Consider the following 15,964-nt stretch of genomic DNA (forward strand, 5'->3'; position numbering starts at 1 on the left):
TGAATAATTCGGGTTTATAATAGAGGGTAGGAGTTGGGGTTATGATTGATAAATCACAAAAATTATATGTTGGTAATGGACATATTACGCTTTATACACAAGAAGATAAAATTGTGAAAATGACTGATGAGATAATGAAGAAATATAAGGGTGATTTTAATAATAAAGATTTCATTAAAAAATCAATCGAACTCTTTCATTTGTTAACGTATTTATCTATCAATAAAAATATGGAGAATATAAAAAGGATTTCACCTAATGAACCAGGTGATTTTATAGTTTTCTTAAAAGATAAAAACATACTTGTAGAAGTTGTTACTGTATTTGGTGATGTAGAAGCCAAAAAAATGAATGATTTTATAAAAGAACTTCTAGGTATACCTATAAAAGATCCAAATTACTCAACTGAATTACCTGTTATGGATGCAAACAAACTTCATATTCAATTAAAAAAAATTTTATCTAATAAACAAGATAAATTATATTTTCGTGAATATGAAAAAACAATGTTATTATTAGTGACATCTGAACACGATAGATGCGGTAGAATTCCGTGGTATTTAGTTGAAAATACAGAAGAAAATATAAACGAATTTATTAATAAAACGCAATCTTCTATAAAAACACTTAATTATTTTAGTTCGGGCATGGTTGGTAATCCATCAACTAATGATATTATAAATGAAATAGAGTTATATAATGATGTTTTTAATTAAGGGAATATTATGTAGCGAGGGATTTTGATACAAAAAGATGGAAAGCAAAAGAATATGAATCCAACTACATCTATTATATAAAAAGAATAGTTATAAGATTAGCTTAGACAGGCTCTAAATAGATTCCATAAAGAAATATTACTTGAAATATAACTATAAGAAGAGGGGATTTTCTCGATGGATGAAAGATTGTATAAAACAATTCAGTCTATTTATTATTCAGAAAATACAATTGAAAAAGTTAAAATATTTAACGGTGCTTTTAATCATTTAGATAATATTAAGGTATTTTTGTTTGATGAAAAGCGTTCAAATATATCTGAAGAATTCAAAAATATGGAAGTTAATGGATATCAAATATTTGGACCAACTGATTATACAAAGATGTGGGTGTTAGATAGTAAACATGCTAATGAACATGATCGTGTGCTGAAAATATCCAAAACCCTAAACTTCGATTTAAATATTTTGACATATTTAAATAAATATATAAATAATCTGAATCTAAACATTAATATACCTGAATTTGTTGAATACTTAGAGTGTATTAAAAAACATAAATTTAACTATAATATGTCGACTGCATTAATGGAACGTTCATCGACCTCTTTAGATGAAGATGCTCAAAAAATTTGGGGAGAAATCATTGAATCCTTTCTTCAATTTGCAGACAATGATTTTAATGTTAGTCAACCAGTTAAAATAAGATTACCTGAAAATGAATATAAAAGGGCACAAGAAATATTTGATAGTTTATTTAAATTGAAGCAACAAAGTATTATTCAATATCAGGCTCTTTGTTGCTTTTTACTTAAAGCTTTTTTAATAAAACAAGATAAGTCAATAAAAAACAAAACAGAATCATTATTACAATATTCTTTAGACAATTTAAACGTATATTTAGAATTAGAAACGTATTTAATGAGTTTATATTTTGAATCTAATAAAGCTATAAAAAAGACTTTTGAAAAAATAGAGGGATATTCTAAAAACACTGTGGAACGTATATTAAATACTGCGTGGGATATTGCCCATGTTAGATTTATGGAATCTGCTTTAGAAATTGATAATAAAAACAAAGATGAAATATACCTATCATATTTTAGCTCAAGAGATAATGCTTTTACTGAGTTAGAAAGGGTTAATCCAATAAAAATGTTTGTTGTTTATGATCATGGATCATTTTCTATCCGAGAAAAAGGTATTACAGATATTTGCACGAATGAAGTTTTATTGGACAAAATTCAAAAAGAGGCTCAAAAACGTAAAGAGAATATTTCTAGAGTGAATTTTGCAGAAGAAAAACAAAAACTAGAAACTCAAATCAATCGTAATCAAGATCAAAAGTTTCAGTAATTAAATTTTAATATAAATATGATTTGTTTTATAGATAATACTTTTCAATGATGCAAAAAGATATAAATCAAAAGAAGTTGATTCAGTTTGAGTCCCTAACTATCCATTTTATATAAATGAAGATATTGATAGGACGGGATTCAAATGGATAGCTTATCCATAAATCAGAAGTCGATAAAACTCAAAACATTATTATTTAAACCAAAGCGAACCTTAAACGAGGTACCAAGTACAAGTGATGAACTAGAGGATGTTTATAGAAAACTTCAGTTCGATATGGAGGAGGAGCGTCAATCAATTCTTGACGACCCTGTAATAGCCCAAGAAATGAAGGATCAGGGCATTTATAACATGTTTATTAAAGAAGAGGGGGATAAGCAGAAATGAGTGTACCAGTAATTGCGATTCTTCTGGCCGTATTGGCAGGAATAATTTTTACTTTAATCGGGCTTGTTTCTGGTTCGGACGAGACCGCAATTCTCGTACCATCAACACTAATTGTAGTTTTACTAGGAGCACCGCCAGAAGCAGTTTTTGCATTTTTTATGTCCGCTATTTTGGCAAAACACTTAACACATGCGATTCCCACGGCTCTAATGGGAGTTCCAGGAGATACGACCGCTGCGCCAATGCTTGAACATGCTAACTTTATGCGAAGAATTGGGTTACCGCATATTGCACTTCGCAAAATGATTTCGGGAGGAATTATCGGTGCTTTTATTGCACTTCCAGTCGCACTATTATTTGCAGTTTTTCTGAGCCAATTTGGCGAATTCTTTCAAAAAATTCCGGTATCATTTTCACATTTGCCACTGTATTAATTGGCTATTTTTCCAAAGGGCGCTGGGCAAGTATTCTATTAATTGTACCACTAGCATTAGTAATTCAAGGGCTTAATTTGGTCAGTTCAACAATTTTGGGAAACAGTCTGTCAATCAGTTTCTTTTTAGGCATTGCTATTGGACCAATGCTTTCTGATATATTATTAGCCACCTCCAGCAGTGCTCGTCCAATGATTGCTAGAACGAAGCCGAATGAATATAATCTTGCTCCAGAGCAGAAATCTTGGTCTGGTTATTTTCCCAATCCTTTTAAGGTATTGACGAAAAAACAGACTGCTGCAGTAGGAGGTACTTCGTTCATTTCTTCATTAACTTTTGCTCTTAGTCCAGTTGGGATGACCTCGTTAATGGGAGAAATCGTCGGTTCTCGGACAAAAGGACAGTATAAAAAGGCGACTACAAGCTTGTCTACAATGAATGCTGTAACAGAATCCACTTATGTTGCAGAAACAATCATACCTTTAATTGCCTTTGGGATTCCGCTCAGTCCTGTAGCAATTGGTCCAGCGCAAGCTTTGTTTAATGCACCACCAGTCTTTACAACAGAGCCGGTTCATAATCTGCATACTATGCTGGAACCATTAGACTTTTTAATCTATGGATTGATTGGACTAATCATTGCATCAGTAATTGCATATCCATTTTCAATGAATTATGCACGTAAAGCTACTGTATTCATCTTAAAAAGTATTAATCAAGAAGCGATTATTGGAATGTTTATTGGAATCGTCAGCTTGCTTGCATTTTATGAAGGTGGAATTGTTGGAGTAGTTGTTACTTTTGCCATGGCGATGGTGGGAGGATTGCTGAACCGTTTCCTCGGCGTCGGAGTAGGAGTACAATTTATGATTTTCTATGGGTCTGGATGGCTGATCACGACGTTGTTGGGATTGTAATATAAAGTAAGTTTTCCATCCTTGGTTGTTTCATCAGGAAACTTAAGAGAACAATGATTAGTAAAGAATCTTATACATCATGAAACTTACCAAAAGAGTTTACAGTAAGAAATTAACGTTACTATTTGTATGAAATCAAGGCTTATGTTTTTGTATTAAAATATTAAAACAAATGTACTGTATAGCTTAAAGAAATTAAGTCCGTGAAAAATTTTTATTACATTTTCACTTCTTTTAAACAGATAATTCATTTCATTAACGATACACTTTACAGTCGGCTGGTTAAGCATTTGTTTAGAACGCTGAAAAATGATTACCCCTAAACCTAATAATTATCACCAGCCTAGAGCATTTTACATATACTAAAATAACTATCTTTCAAGCTTTTCGTTAAATTATTGGAGGTAAGATGCATGATAAATTTATTATCATTTTATGGCACTATCACCATGATTAGTGATATAGGGCAAAACACTGAATCAGATGGTTGTTATAAATTAATTTCTGTTGTAGACAGTTCAGGAGCACAAGTTAATTTTGTAGTATCACCAACTACTTATTTTGTAGATCATGTAATGGTCCGAATCGGAGATGAAATCACTGGATATTATGACGGAAATGCTCCAGCTCCGCTTATTTTCCCACCACAGTACCAGGCACTTATTATGGTAAAAGAAAGTATGGATCAAAATGTGAAAGTAGATTTTTTTAACAATATGCTGGTGAGTAGTGACGGGCTAGTAGAAATAAATCTATCTGCTACGACTCAAATAGTATTACAGAATGGGCAAGCCTTTTCAGGCAATCTCGCTAATCGACTTCTAATTGTTATATATGGTGCTAGTACAAAAAGCATCCATGCCCAGACTATCCCATATAAAATAATAGTTTTATGTTAGCTGTATTATGAAAGGACAGACAGATGATATAATTCATTCATACTTACATCATAATTAGTTAACATTCTTTTTTTTGGAAAGTTTAAAACTTCATTGGTTTAGTTTTTCACCACAAACTGGAGATCAATTTTTTCTAAGTTCCTTTTGGTTACTAGAATTTTTCGAAGTGAATATTAATATTCCAATACCAAGGATCAAAAAGGAGATTCCAAACCAAGAAGTTATAGTTAGGTTTTCTCCTAACAGGAAGACCCCTAATAATGCTGCGGTTAATGGCTCTGCCAACGCAAGTGTAACAGCAGTTGATGAAGAAACGTGGGCAAGCCCTTTGGCAAATAGAAAATATGCTACCCCAGTCGCCATTATCCCAAGCTGAAGGCTAACTCCTATGCCTTGCAAACTCATGATCCAAGACATATCAAAAATAAATAAAAATGGGGCTAAACAGATTGCACTAAGTGTGAAAACTACCGCAATCACTGATAAAGACGAGTATTTTTGAACCATATCTCTACTTACAAGCGTATAACCTGCAAATGATAAACCAGCACCCAAAGCTAACAATATTCCAACAGGATTTACAAAGACGGACTCTTTATTCATAAACAACATGAGACAGCCGAAAATGGATAGGAAAGTGGAATACCACCAAACTTTTGCAGGACGAGTTTTTAAGTACATCCATTCTAAAAGACCAGATAAAATAGGAGCACTCCCGATTGCTACGACAGTCCCGATAGCCACCCCTGTGATGGAAACGGCAGAAAAAAATAACGGTTGATACAATGCCATACATAAAGAAGCCAATATGGTCGTCTTGATTGGCCAATCTTTAAAATTCAGTTGTCCTCTTATTAGAACAATTAATAATAAAAAGACACCTCCTACAGCTAAGCGTGTCGCTCCAATGGCAATTGGATGAGCTGTGTTTGGCGCAAGTGCTTGAGTCGTACCTGTGGTTCCCCAAAGCATTGCCGCTAGTAATATGAAAAAAGGAGATAATTTTCCTTTCATTTCATTCACCTCAATAAAAAAGATAAAAAGAACTGCTTAAACTTATCATAGAAAATTTATTAATAATTTTCTTTACTATGTTAAATGTCTTTTTATCCTTTATTAAGAAGTCTATATTGCTTTGGCGGAATTCCTTCAGAATTTACAAACCATCTTGTAAAAGACGAAGAATTCTCAAAACCTATTTCTTCACTTATCCTTGTCATAGACCATGCTGTTGAAAGTAATAAATACTTAGCTTCTCTTAAACGTAATTCAGATATATAAACCTTTGGGCTTTTCCCAGTTTTCTGTTTAAACCATGTCGAATAATATACTGGGTGATAATGTTCGATTTTTGCTAAGGTTTCTAATCTGATGGGTTCCTTATAATGATTGTGAATATACTCAATAGAAGGAGGTCTTGAGATTTGCAGTTTGTTCGTCACATATCTAGTCAAATCTATTAAAGAGGAGGACTTTTCCTGACTCCTCGCTTCTTCCAAAAGCAAATAACGAATAGAAGCCCACTGTTTATCTATTTGTATATACATGCTGCTTGTATCTTCCGGCAAATATGTTAACGGAATATCTAATATTAAAAATTCATTCCTATCTTTAGATCGATAGTTATGATTCAAATTTGGAGGAAGGTAAAAACAGTAATCAGCAGTAAGATTTAACTCTTGCCATTTTGTCTGTATATCTAAAGAACCCTGTAACGGAAAAAGAAATTGTCCAAAATCATGTTGATGAGAGTTAAATTCTCTAGAATAAGACCTTTTCTCACAAGTTACTTGATAAATACTTTCGATGGTAACTCCCCCTTAATGTATATTATAAACCTACCAATGAGTTATTGTTTCGGATGATTGCTTACTATCAAAATGTTTAATCAACTAGTATAGGTAAGATTATTATAAATTTTGTACCTTGCTGTAGCATACTTTCTACAGTAATTGTGCCATCATGCGCTTCAATCAAACTTTTCACAATCGCCATCCCTAAGCCAGTTCCTTCCGATTGTTGTTCGGTCGTCGTTCCTCGATAATACCGATTAAATAGATTTTGGAGTGTTTCCTCAGCCATCCCTATCCCGTTATCTTGGATACATATGTTTACCGTATCTTGTTGTTTTTTAATCGTTGTTGTAATCGTAATGGCTGCTTCATTATGGATGACTGCATTCATATATATATTTTGGAGTGCTCTTTTTAATAAATGTGGATCAAATTTCATGGTTAAATCATGGGTTTCCATTTGCAGTTCAAATTGATGCTTTTGTCCGCGCAAATCATTGCTAACATTGGCTAAAACTTGTTGGACAAATGATACAATATTTTGGGTTGTTTTACAAATAGGTATAGACTGTGAGCCATCAAAGCGCATTGCTAAATTCAAATCTTGTACAAGTTGCTCCATATGCGAACTTTTATCGTCAATTTCTTGAATGAAATTTTGCTGTTCTTCTTTTGACCAATCATAATCGGCATTTAATAATAATGTAGTGTAGCCTTTAATATACGTTAACGGTGTTTTCAAATCATGTGAAATTCCCGCAATCCAATCTCGTTTTGCTTTCTCTAGTTGAGCGCGCTCGCCTTTGGATTTTTGAAATTGTGCTCGCATATCATCAAGTTGGTTGATAACTTCTTGATATAAGCGAAAGCGCAGTTTAAACTTTCCTTTGCGATTATACATTTTATTACGCTCTATAAGTGGTGAAAAATCTTCATTCCCTAGTTGAGTTATCCATTTCATCATGAGTAATAAAGGACTGCCAAAGTACCAGCCACACCATATGATCCATAGAATTGTAACAAGGCCGATGACAACTATTACAAACCATTCATAACGTTCGCTACCAAACCCCAGTTTTGGCAAAATCCCTTCCATCGTAAGAGGTACAGTTAATGCTAAAAGCAATAGCCAAAAGGCAAATCCCAATAATAAATGTTGAATAAAGCGTCGTTGTATTTTCATTACGCATCACCTTCTGGTGGAATGAATTTATAACCAATCCCTCGCAAATTCACAATAATACTTGGCTTTCTCGTATTATCGCCTAACTTTTTACGCAATTTTGCAATATGAATGGTGACGGTTTTTTCTTCCCCAAAGACATCTTCTCCCCAAACACGTTCATAAAGTTGGGAAGTCGTAAAGACACGGTTTGGATTTTCGCAAAAGAAATGCAGTAATTCTAATTCTTTTGCTGTGGTTGGAACTACTTCCCCGTGCACAGTTAATAAAGCTTCATCTGGTGCAAATGTGAACGTGTTATATATATAATTTTTTCTTTCAGATGGACTTGTCTTTCTTTCATACTCACGCTGGCGCCTTAAAATCGCACGTATTCTTGCTACAATTTCAAGCGGATTAAAAGGCTTTGTAATGTAATCGTCGCCACCTACACTAAGTCCTGTTAATTTATCAAAATCACTAGAACGTGCACTAATGAATAAAATGGGTGCCGTTGTTTGCTGTCGAATAGCGGAACATAACGCAAAGCCATCACCATCTGGCAACATGACATCCAATAAAATAATATCGAAATCCTGCTCTTCTAAAACCTGCAATGCATCTGCTTTAGTTGTTGCAGTTGTAATATGTGTAAAATGCTCTTTTTGCAAGGTGATCGTAAGCATTTTTAAAATACCAACTTCATCATCCACAATTAAAATACTTGCTTGATCTATCATCTAATTCCCTCTTTTTTTTAGTTCTATTTTAACAAGTTTTTTCTACTATACCTATCCCTCAAGTAAATATTACGTACATTTTCCTGTCTGTTTACTTTATTTTTACTTTCGTTTTTTATACTGTACTTAGCAATTTTAACAGGAGGCTTATAGATGAATTATATAATTCAAACACATCAATTAACCAAACATTATGCCGGTAAACCGGTTATTAATCAAGTAAGTATGAATATTAAAGAAGGAGAAATTTATGGTTTTCTCGGTCCAAACGGTGCTGGAAAAACGACGTTGATGAAAATGTTATTGAATTTGGTAAAACCGACATCAGGAGACATTTTTATTTTAAATCAACCCATTATGGCACATTCATATACCTATTTAAAAAATATTGGTAGCCTCATTGAATATCCGATTTTTTATGAGGAACTAACTGCACAAGAAAACTTGAAAATGCACTGTGCTTATATGGGGTATAAAGATCAAACCCACATAAAGAAAGTGTTAGACATTGTAGGGTTACAACAAATTGAAAGAAAGAAAGTAAAGGAATTTTCCCTCGGTATGCGCCAACGTCTGGCGATTGGGCGTGCCATTGTTGCTAAACCCAAAATTTTAATTTTAGATGAGCCTATTAACGGACTGGATCCCATCGGCATTAAAGAAGTAAGAGAGTTGCTCGTCATGCTAAAACAGCAATATAAAATGACGATTTTAATTTCAAGCCATATCGTTTCAGAAATAGAATCCATTGCCGATACGATTGGCGTATTAAACGACGGGGAATTAATAGAGGAAATTCCAATGCAATCCTTACGTGATAAAAGGCAATCGATGATCGCAATGGTTGTTAGTGATACAAAAAAAGCGAAACAAATAGTAGAGGAAAAATTCCATGCGAACGTGCAAATTATGAATGTTCGAACGTTGAATATTCAACAAGTAAATGTTAAACCATCAACAATAACAAAGCACTTAATCATGCATGGTGTAGATGTAGATAAAGTCGAAACGTTGCATCAATCGTTGGAAGACTATTTTGTCAAAAAAATTAATTGGAGGAATCAAAATGATTCATTTAATTAAATTAGAATGGCGTAAACATCAAATGTGGCGTTACTTTACAAGCTTCTTCTTTTGTTTTATTGGCATTTATGGTTTTGTAGTATTTATTGGATTGGCTTCAAAAAATGACGTGGACGGGGCGATTGGTTCATTTCAAGAATTTATGACACTGGTAAATATCTTATCGAATATTACATTTATTATTTTTGGCAGTGTGATATTGTCGCGTTTGATCATTTCAGAGTTTCGTACGAAAACAATGCAAGTATTGTTTACTTACCCGATCAAGCGTAAAAAACTTTTATTTGCTAAGTTAACACTCGCTTATTTATTTACTGCTGGTAGCTTATTTGCTGGTATATGGTTTATACAACTGATAACATACTTTTTACAGCCTTCACTTGGGTTATTTGAGGGTACCGTATCCTTTCAAGATCTGGTTGCGACCTTCCCAAAGACGGTAACGAATGCGTTAATGATGGGTGCAATTGCGTTAATTCCATTATTTTTCGGTATGCGTAAAAAGTCGACTGCTACCACGATTACATCTGCTGTCATTATCGGCTTTTTAGTTAACGCAACCATTTCTGATGGTGGAGCAACATTTAGCTTAGCCGATGTTGTCGTCATCCCACTCTTATTAGCACTGCTCGGCATTAGCGTTGCTTATTTATCTTTTCGCAACATTAACGTAAAGGATGTTAAATAAATGATTCGAAAATTATTATTTGTACTATTGTGTGGAATCATCACGGTAACGGTAACCATTATCTTTTTTATGAAACAACCAGCTAAGATAATGACGATTGGAGAATATGAAGCAATGCCACATATTGATGTGACGGTGGATATATTAAATATCAAGATCACCGATTCACCTGATGATAAAATACATGTTCAAATACAAGGACATACATTAAATAAAAATATGCTGACAATCAGTGAAGAAAATAATACTTTCGCCATTAAAGAGCAAAAACACAAAAAGAATTGGACAGAAAATATCCGTTTTCGTCCTCAGGACACCATTGTTGTACAATTGCCCAAATCTCAAAATAAAACATTAACGCTTAGCGGTAAAGATGGAGATGTCCTCATTCAAGATGTAACACTCGATACAGTACAACTTGAAACATCTGCAGGCATTACTCAGCTAAAGAACCTATCCGCTTCAAATGCTAAGATTCAATCGAATGATGGGAATGTGACTATAGCAGATAGCGCCATCGATCATTTAGAGGTTACCTCTACTGCGGGGGATGTTTTCATGCATGCGAGTTTAGGATTAACATCAACAATAAAAACGATTGATGGACAAATCAAAATGACAGAAACTAAAGAACAGTCAAAACTGCATATGAAAAGTGTGTCTGGAGATATTGATACTCACTATAAAGAACCACCAACATCCCTTCAATTAACGACGGACGGTCCAGATATTGTCATTAAATTGCCAACATATGATAAGGAAACAAACTTAATTGGGAGTGGTACAAACATGCTTTCCGCCGAAACGAAAGACGGTAGAATTCTTATTAAATAGAAAACGTTGGTGTGAAAGAAATAGTATTAGTTAGTTAGTTGGTTTCGTTTATCGGCTTATAACGTCCAGTGAACCCTCAATGATTTTATTGAGGAGAGGTACCTGTACTATTAGCGTTGCACTCATTAATAAATGCAACGCTAGTGCAATTTAATAATGTAAATGATAAGTTGAGCTTTAGAAGATTAAATAATTGAATGGATTTGTTCCATTTTTATCATTAATAGTTACTAAAGCCTAATTTGTTTATATCTTTTAATTTAAGTTCATCATCGTTTTATACAATAACTGGATAATTTTCTTAATATTCTCTTTTTTAACCTTACCAAAACCGACGATAATTAAAATATCTCTTTCCTGTTTAAATGTATTAATCATAAATTTACGAATCGTATACAATTCAATTTCATTTAATTTTGCATCTTTTTCTATCTATAATGATAGAACGTTAATTAAAAAGATCACCCAGTCATTTTTGACAGGAGTGATCTTTTTTGGTATTTGAATTAGTACTTATGAAATTCATTTTAACGATTCTAGTATCAATAGTATTTTGTTTTAACTGCCATTGCTATGGGGAGAATAAGTTTACTCTCTCTCGTAAACGTACTAAAACTTCTTCTGGTATTTACCGGACTTTGATATCTTCACCTAGGAAAAGGATCCAAACTAGTGAAATTGTCGACAGGAATCATCCGCCTCTTTTCTTCTTTTAAGTCAAATCCTTCGATTAGCCATACGTTATTTTTACGGTAAAGGTGCAAAAGATAAATTGGAAAAGACTTTAGCTTATTCTCTTTTCCGATTGTAATCAATAAATGGCTATCCAAAAGAAGAGTTTGAATGAGTTTTTCCAACAAAGGATGAGGAAGATCTGACAGTTCAAGCAGGTCTGGATTATTCGGGTTGGTACCTTCAAAAGTAAAATTTGATTTAAAAGAATTAGGTTATCTTGTTGGTTTTTTGAAATAAGACCTAGTAATTTTTCGGCTAAAGACTGACGGCTCTTTAGATAAGGGAGTTGTTGATTTCTAGTAGTCATAAAGGCAATAAAGAGAGCTTTAATCTCATTATCGTAAAGCGAACGGCAGGCAAGACAGAGTTGTTCATAACAAAATAACCCCCGTCCCTTCCAACTTCCGCTACAAGAGGCATTCCCATGACTTCTATTTCTTTGATGTCTCTTATAGCTGTCGAGTGAGAGGTGTTAAACTCTCGCATGATTTCTGAAATTGTAAAGTGGGCGCGGTTGTTAATATACCGCATGATAGTATTAATCCGTTCAACTTTTTTCATCAAGACCTCCAAAATGGTGTCACTTTTTGACATGATTTAAGGCTATTATAAACGAGATCATTCTTTTTTGTGCAAGCTTTAATACTAGCCTTAGCAATAACTTTTGTAGGCGGAATAAGTAACATATGTTTTGATACTGTTTTGATGAGAATACTTCCTTCTTCTAAACGGGGATTTTTATTTGGTACTTTATCCATGTTTCAGAGTAGTTCAATGGGTTTAGCGATGATTGGAGCAGGCTTTCTAACGGAATGGCTTTCTCCTTTGCAAAGTGCTTTCCTCGTTGGTGCTACGTATATCTCATTTGCATTCATTTTTATGGTGGCATTTAAAAGTGTCAATTTTCGAGATTCAATTTTATTGTTAAAAACGTGGTTGCACTAGTGTTGTCAACAAAATTTTTATAAGATGATAAAATTAAAAAAAGTTGTAACGAAATCTAAGATTTTTGGATATATAAATGACTGGACTTTTAAATAGGTGATTCATTATAGAAAGAATCTTAAATGTAAAATCGCCATTCTATTGTATAGGTAGACGTAAACTAATTAATCAAAGGGAGGGCGCAGTGGATAAAAACAATATATATCAAGAATACGGAGATTTTATTTTTAAATATTTATTTACTTTAACAAATGATTTTCATGCAGCAGAAGAATTAACGCAAGAAACGTTTTATCAAGCAATAAAGTCCATTCATAACTTTCATAGTAACGGTAAAGCAAAATTTTCTACATGGCTTTGCTCGATTGCTAAAAACGTTTGGTTACAAGAAATAAATCGCGAAAATAAAAAACAGCAGTTAGTAGAATCGCTAAGTAATGAGAGTGAAAAATTTACTAGTGTAGAAGATGTATATATTAGAAGTGAAGATAAACTTGATTTTTTTAAAAAAGCTCGTCAACTTAATGATGTGAAACGGGAAATTGTTTATCTAAGGTTGTTAGGTGATTTATCTTTCAAAGAAATAGGCATCATTTTTGGGAAAACGGAAAATTGGGCAAGAGTAACTTTTTATCGTGCCAAGCAAGAATTAAGAAAGGGTGAATAAAAGAATGAAACATAATGTTTTTAAAGATTTAGCTCCTGCTTATATTGATCAGCTAACAAGCGAAGAGACGAACAAGCAAATGGAAAAACATATGGATCAATGTGAAGATTGTCGAAAATACTTAAACAAGATGAAAGAAGACATATTCGTAGAACACAAAGTTGAACGGAAAAAAGAACATAGTAGTATTGATTACTTCAAAAAGGTTCGTGCTAAAAATAGGAAAAAGGTTTTTGTTATTGTCTCATCATTATTATCAGTTTTTCTAATATTGATAACGATTTATTATTTTATGTTTGTCAACATGTGGTTAGCAGATACAGACAATGTAGAAACAAGCCTTCAGAATCAAGGCATGACTGTGACACTTTCATTTAAATCCAAAAAGGCTAACCACTATCTTTTAACACAAGATGCAATGTCGGATGAAGGGTATATCGACTCTATATTTGTGTATGAAAAAAGAGATGACTTTTCTACTCCGGCGGAACTATTAAAAGACGGAATAAATGTTACCTACACTTTTTTAGATGAAAACACATTATTACTTGATAATGGGACAAAACATAAAATAAAAGATGATGATATTGTATCCATACATTATAAAGATAGGATAGAAGAGATATTTGTAAAAGATTTATATGATACAAATAATGAAAGTAAATAACTAAAATAAAGAGAACTCAATCTTAATTTATGAGTTCTCTTAGTATATTCAGCAGAGTCGTGATTCCACCGTCTCTGTATATGGAAAACAGAAGTTGTCTCTTTAGAACTAACTTCTGCTAGCTGCTTCGTCCAAGTGTTCTGTCTAACTATGCTCCAAATCTTTTACGAAATCACATTTTCTACATAATTCCTCTACAGCTATTCTTCTTGAGAAACCATCAACAAGATTTTTGACCCGATCCATTTCAATAATTTCAGAAAATCAGTGACTATTACTATTTAAGTTTCGCACCCCAAAATAGAAGGGGTTCCAGATGCTATTTTGTACTGAACCCCTTACTATTACTGCATTTTCCTTCTATTCCATTTTGAGCAATTAAGCAACTTGATCTCCTTCAAACAACTGATTTCGCAAAAAAGACGCTTCGAATAGTTCCATCAGATATTTGTATTCTAGTGATTCTTTAAAAGTTTTAATATCAACGGGTTCAGATTCAGCAATTGCCGTAATGACAATATCCAAAAGTTCATCAAACATACTCCATAACTGTTCTGCACCAAAAATCCAGTGTTCGTGCGGGTTTTCACTGCCCTTTTCCTCTGTTGAAAAGGGCTTTATTTATTGGATTTTCAAGGTGCGAAACTTAAGTTATTATACCATTCGAACTTTTATTAGATTAACGAAAGGGGACGTTTATTCTGTATTGCTTTTTACATTACATCAAAATATATTTTCTGAGGACTCATGTTATTTATGATACAGTTCACAAAAATTCGTTAAAAGTCATTTTTGTTTTAATTTCTTCGTTTCCTGCTTAAAGACTTCAGTACTTCTCTTAATATAATCATTTATTAACTCGGTTTCTTCTGGACTGTAATCAGTCACAAGCTTCCCCATTTCATGTCCAAATGATTGAAAAAGTGGCTCTAACTCCGAACCCACCTTTTCAAAATTCGCCATAATAATCACCTTTCTCCTATCTTCTGTATCTCTTTCTCTATACACAAAGTCTTTCTTTTCGAGTCGGTCAACAACTGTTGTCACCATCCCTGTTGACAAATCCGTTTTTGATGCTATTTGTCCAGCAGTTATACCCTCTAATGGAATGATTCCTAAAACTTTATAGTCGGTTATATTTAAACCAACTTTTTCTGCTACGCTTTGATGAAACATAATGATGGCTAAACTGAACTCTTTTCCTAAATTAATTGCTTTATTTTCATTTGAATGATTATTTACAGTTGACAATTTTTATACACCCCATTAATATAATAATTAACTCTAATTTAGAGATAACCAATTTTAGAGATACTTTATAATTGAGTATTAATAAAATTATATACTATGAATAAGGAAGATGACAATTATGTTTGAAGATTTGATTAATATCTTTTACTACAGTATTTTGTTTCCGCTTATGGATGGGTTTAAAGTATTTATTAGGTCTAATGAATTTTACTTTACTTTTATTGTGATTTTTCTTCTTTCTATACCAATTACGATTATGCGTTGCTATCAAGTTCTAACTAAGGGTAAAACTAAATTTAACACATTTTATGAAATACTAGTATGGTTATTTAGAATCATACAATATTCCTTAATCATATTCATTAGCAACGATATTCCAGTAAGAAGTTTATTCTCCGAAAATAATTGGAATCATATCTTCCAGAACTTACATCATATTCATCTTGAGCAATTATTTTGGGATTTTGTGGGGTATGGCCTCATATTTGGAATTTACAATCTTCTAATATATACAGTCATCAGAAAAAAATGGATAGCAATCGTACTCAAAAAAATGTATGACAATGAAACAAATACTGATTTAATTCATCAAGTAATTGTTATAGGTATTAAAAATTTATTCCTTATTCCTGTCAGTGTCATTTACCTGTTAAGCATTTTAAAAATTATCTAATTGTAAAGGATGATATG

The 15,964-nt window shown here is 32.9% G+C and carries 20 protein-coding genes and 3 pseudogenes; 13 read left to right on the plus strand and 10 right to left on the minus strand.

The annotated features are described in order from the left end of the window. Window positions 1-41 precede the first annotated feature (41 nt). The 6 genes from SPD89_RS12470 (at window position 42) to SPD89_RS12495 (ending at window position 4,709) form a co-directional block, all read left to right on the plus strand. Window positions 42-716, plus strand: coding sequence for a hypothetical protein (locus tag SPD89_RS12470; RefSeq protein ID WP_336262280.1), 675 nt, complete (start codon window positions 42-44; stop codon window positions 714-716). Between the two features lie 177 nt (window positions 717-893). Further along, entirely contained in the window at window positions 894-2,072 is a 1,179-nt protein-coding gene (locus SPD89_RS12475; protein ID WP_336262281.1) for a hypothetical protein, read from the plus strand. Window positions 2,073-2,216: 144 nt separating this feature from the next. Continuing rightward, window positions 2,217-2,459 carry a hypothetical protein gene (locus tag SPD89_RS12480; RefSeq protein ID WP_336262282.1) on the plus strand — a complete coding sequence of 81 codons (243 nt, stop codon included), beginning with the start codon at window positions 2,217-2,219 and terminating at the stop codon, window positions 2,457-2,459. After that, window positions 2,456-2,893 (plus strand): tripartite tricarboxylate transporter permease, encoded by a 438-nt coding sequence (locus tag SPD89_RS12485; RefSeq protein ID WP_336262283.1) that lies wholly within the window; start codon window positions 2,456-2,458, stop codon window positions 2,891-2,893. Before SPD89_RS12480 ends, SPD89_RS12485 begins: the two co-directional genes overlap by 4 nt. A gap of 77 nt (window positions 2,894-2,970) precedes the next feature. Then, on the plus strand, window positions 2,971-3,810 hold the full coding sequence (locus tag SPD89_RS12490) for a hypothetical protein (protein ID WP_336262284.1): 840 nt from the start codon (window positions 2,971-2,973) through the stop codon (window positions 3,808-3,810). 413 nt (window positions 3,811-4,223) lie between these two features. Further along, the gene (locus SPD89_RS12495) at window positions 4,224-4,709 is read left to right on the plus strand and encodes a hypothetical protein (protein ID WP_336262285.1); all 486 of its coding nucleotides are present in this window, start codon (window positions 4,224-4,226) and stop codon (window positions 4,707-4,709) included. A 123-nt stretch (window positions 4,710-4,832) separates the two neighbouring features. On the opposite strand, the gene SPD89_RS12500 is transcribed toward SPD89_RS12495, so the two are convergent. The 5 genes and pseudogenes from SPD89_RS12500 to SPD89_RS12520 form a co-directional block, all read right to left on the minus strand. Beyond that, window positions 4,833-5,723 (minus strand): EamA family transporter, encoded by an 891-nt coding sequence (locus tag SPD89_RS12500; protein ID WP_336262286.1) that lies wholly within the window; start codon window positions 5,721-5,723, stop codon window positions 4,833-4,835. Window positions 5,724-5,815: 92 nt separating this feature from the next. Next, entirely contained in the window at window positions 5,816-6,256 is a 441-nt protein-coding gene (locus SPD89_RS12505; protein WP_336262287.1) for a helix-turn-helix transcriptional regulator, read from the minus strand. A 57-nt stretch (window positions 6,257-6,313) separates the two neighbouring features. Further along, window positions 6,314-6,517: pseudogene (locus tag SPD89_RS12510) on the minus strand (AraC family ligand binding domain-containing protein); the annotation flags it as partial. A 76-nt stretch (window positions 6,518-6,593) separates the two neighbouring features. Next, the gene (locus tag SPD89_RS12515) at window positions 6,594-7,685 is read right to left on the minus strand and encodes a sensor histidine kinase (RefSeq protein WP_336262288.1); all 1,092 of its coding nucleotides are present in this window, start codon (window positions 7,683-7,685) and stop codon (window positions 6,594-6,596) included. Beyond that, window positions 7,685-8,404, minus strand: a complete 720-nt coding sequence (locus SPD89_RS12520; protein ID WP_336262289.1) for a response regulator transcription factor — start codon at window positions 8,402-8,404, stop codon at window positions 7,685-7,687. The genes SPD89_RS12515 and SPD89_RS12520 overlap by 1 nt, the downstream gene beginning before the upstream one ends. Window positions 8,405-8,557: 153 nt before the next feature. Between SPD89_RS12520 and SPD89_RS12525 the strand changes: the two genes are divergently transcribed. From SPD89_RS12525 to SPD89_RS12535, 3 genes are read left to right on the plus strand one after another with little or no spacing between them, the layout of a single operon-like run. Next, the gene (locus tag SPD89_RS12525) at window positions 8,558-9,487 is read left to right on the plus strand and encodes an ABC transporter ATP-binding protein (RefSeq protein WP_336262290.1); all 930 of its coding nucleotides are present in this window, start codon (window positions 8,558-8,560) and stop codon (window positions 9,485-9,487) included. Next, entirely contained in the window at window positions 9,471-10,175 is a 705-nt protein-coding gene (locus SPD89_RS12530) for an ABC transporter permease (RefSeq protein ID WP_336262291.1), read from the plus strand. The genes SPD89_RS12525 and SPD89_RS12530 overlap by 17 nt, the downstream gene beginning before the upstream one ends. Further along, window positions 10,176-11,009 carry a DUF4097 family beta strand repeat-containing protein gene (locus SPD89_RS12535; protein WP_336262292.1) on the plus strand — a complete coding sequence of 278 codons (834 nt, stop codon included), beginning with the start codon at window positions 10,176-10,178 and terminating at the stop codon, window positions 11,007-11,009. 255 nt (window positions 11,010-11,264) lie between these two features. Here SPD89_RS12535 and SPD89_RS12540 read toward each other — a convergent pair whose 3' ends face one another. Together SPD89_RS12540 and SPD89_RS12545 are read right to left on the minus strand one after the other, a co-directional pair. After that, entirely contained in the window at window positions 11,265-11,387 is a 123-nt protein-coding gene (locus SPD89_RS12540; RefSeq protein ID WP_336262293.1) for a hypothetical protein, read from the minus strand. A 278-nt stretch (window positions 11,388-11,665) separates the two neighbouring features. Then, window positions 11,666-12,305 (minus strand): annotated as a pseudogene (locus tag SPD89_RS12545) (helix-turn-helix transcriptional regulator); the annotation flags it as partial. 69 nt (window positions 12,306-12,374) lie between these two features. Here SPD89_RS12545 and SPD89_RS12550 point away from each other — a divergent pair. The 3 genes from SPD89_RS12550 (at window position 12,375) to SPD89_RS12560 (ending at window position 14,023) form a co-directional block, all read left to right on the plus strand. Further along, window positions 12,375-12,689: a hypothetical protein gene (locus SPD89_RS12550; RefSeq protein ID WP_336262294.1), complete on the plus strand. Its 315-nt coding sequence runs from the start codon at window positions 12,375-12,377 to the stop codon at window positions 12,687-12,689. A gap of 184 nt (window positions 12,690-12,873) precedes the next feature. Further along, complete coding sequence (locus SPD89_RS12555; protein WP_336262295.1) at window positions 12,874-13,356, plus strand: RNA polymerase sigma factor; 483 nt, start codon at window positions 12,874-12,876, stop codon at window positions 13,354-13,356. 4 nt (window positions 13,357-13,360) lie between these two features. Then, a complete protein-coding gene (locus SPD89_RS12560) occupies window positions 13,361-14,023 on the plus strand; it encodes a zf-HC2 domain-containing protein (RefSeq protein ID WP_336262296.1) in 663 nt (220 codons plus the stop codon). 148 nt (window positions 14,024-14,171) lie between these two features. On the opposite strand, the pseudogene SPD89_RS12565 reads toward SPD89_RS12560, so the two are convergent. From SPD89_RS12565 to SPD89_RS12575, 3 genes and pseudogenes are all read right to left on the minus strand, one after another. Beyond that, a pseudogene (locus tag SPD89_RS12565) lies at window positions 14,172-14,287 on the minus strand (radical SAM protein); the annotation flags it as partial. A gap of 114 nt (window positions 14,288-14,401) precedes the next feature. Next, window positions 14,402-14,563, minus strand: a complete 162-nt coding sequence (locus tag SPD89_RS12570; protein WP_336262297.1) for a hypothetical protein — start codon at window positions 14,561-14,563, stop codon at window positions 14,402-14,404. A gap of 246 nt (window positions 14,564-14,809) precedes the next feature. Further along, window positions 14,810-15,274, minus strand: coding sequence for a MarR family winged helix-turn-helix transcriptional regulator (locus SPD89_RS12575; RefSeq protein WP_336262298.1), 465 nt, complete (start codon window positions 15,272-15,274; stop codon window positions 14,810-14,812). A 109-nt stretch (window positions 15,275-15,383) separates the two neighbouring features. Between SPD89_RS12575 and SPD89_RS12580 the strand changes: the two genes are divergently transcribed. Next, a complete protein-coding gene (locus tag SPD89_RS12580; RefSeq protein ID WP_336262299.1) occupies window positions 15,384-15,947 on the plus strand; it encodes a hypothetical protein in 564 nt (187 codons plus the stop codon). The last annotated feature ends 17 nt before the right edge of the window (window positions 15,948-15,964 follow it).

The sequence above is a fragment of the Pseudogracilibacillus sp. SO30301A genome, assembly GCF_037072025.1.
In the GTDB taxonomy this organism is placed as follows: Bacteria; Bacillota; Bacilli; order Bacillales; family Amphibacillaceae; genus Pseudogracilibacillus.

Bases quoted from the DNA above. Each gene is read 5' to 3' on its own strand.
- SPD89_RS12470 (WP_336262280.1), top strand. From the start codon at position 42: ATGATTGATAAATCACAAAAATTATATGTTGGTAATGGACATATTACG.
- SPD89_RS12475 (WP_336262281.1), top strand. From the start codon at position 894: ATGGATGAAAGATTGTATAAAACAATTCAGTCTATTTATTATTCAGAA.
- SPD89_RS12480 (WP_336262282.1), top strand. From the start codon at position 2,217: ATGGATAGCTTATCCATAAATCAGAAGTCGATAAAACTCAAAACATTA.
- SPD89_RS12485 (WP_336262283.1), top strand. From the start codon at position 2,456: ATGAGTGTACCAGTAATTGCGATTCTTCTGGCCGTATTGGCAGGAATA.
- SPD89_RS12495 (WP_336262285.1), top strand. From the start codon at position 4,224: ATGATAAATTTATTATCATTTTATGGCACTATCACCATGATTAGTGAT.
- SPD89_RS12500 (WP_336262286.1), bottom strand. From the start codon at position 5,723: ATGAAAGGAAAATTATCTCCTTTTTTCATATTACTAGCGGCAATGCTT.
- SPD89_RS12505 (WP_336262287.1), bottom strand. From the start codon at position 6,256: ATGTATATACAAATAGATAAACAGTGGGCTTCTATTCGTTATTTGCTT.
- SPD89_RS12515 (WP_336262288.1), bottom strand. From the start codon at position 7,685: ATGAAAATACAACGACGCTTTATTCAACATTTATTATTGGGATTTGCC.
- SPD89_RS12520 (WP_336262289.1), bottom strand. From the start codon at position 8,404: ATGATAGATCAAGCAAGTATTTTAATTGTGGATGATGAAGTTGGTATT.
- SPD89_RS12525 (WP_336262290.1), top strand. From the start codon at position 8,558: ATGAATTATATAATTCAAACACATCAATTAACCAAACATTATGCCGGT.
- SPD89_RS12530 (WP_336262291.1), top strand. From the start codon at position 9,471: ATGATTCATTTAATTAAATTAGAATGGCGTAAACATCAAATGTGGCGT.
- SPD89_RS12535 (WP_336262292.1), top strand. From the start codon at position 10,176: ATGATTCGAAAATTATTATTTGTACTATTGTGTGGAATCATCACGGTA.
- SPD89_RS12540 (WP_336262293.1), bottom strand. From the start codon at position 11,387: ATGATTAATACATTTAAACAGGAAAGAGATATTTTAATTATCGTCGGT.
- SPD89_RS12560 (WP_336262296.1), top strand. From the start codon at position 13,361: ATGAAACATAATGTTTTTAAAGATTTAGCTCCTGCTTATATTGATCAG.
- SPD89_RS12570 (WP_336262297.1), bottom strand. From the start codon at position 14,563: ATGTTTGATGAACTTTTGGATATTGTCATTACGGCAATTGCTGAATCT.
- SPD89_RS12580 (WP_336262299.1), top strand. From the start codon at position 15,384: ATGACAATTATGTTTGAAGATTTGATTAATATCTTTTACTACAGTATT.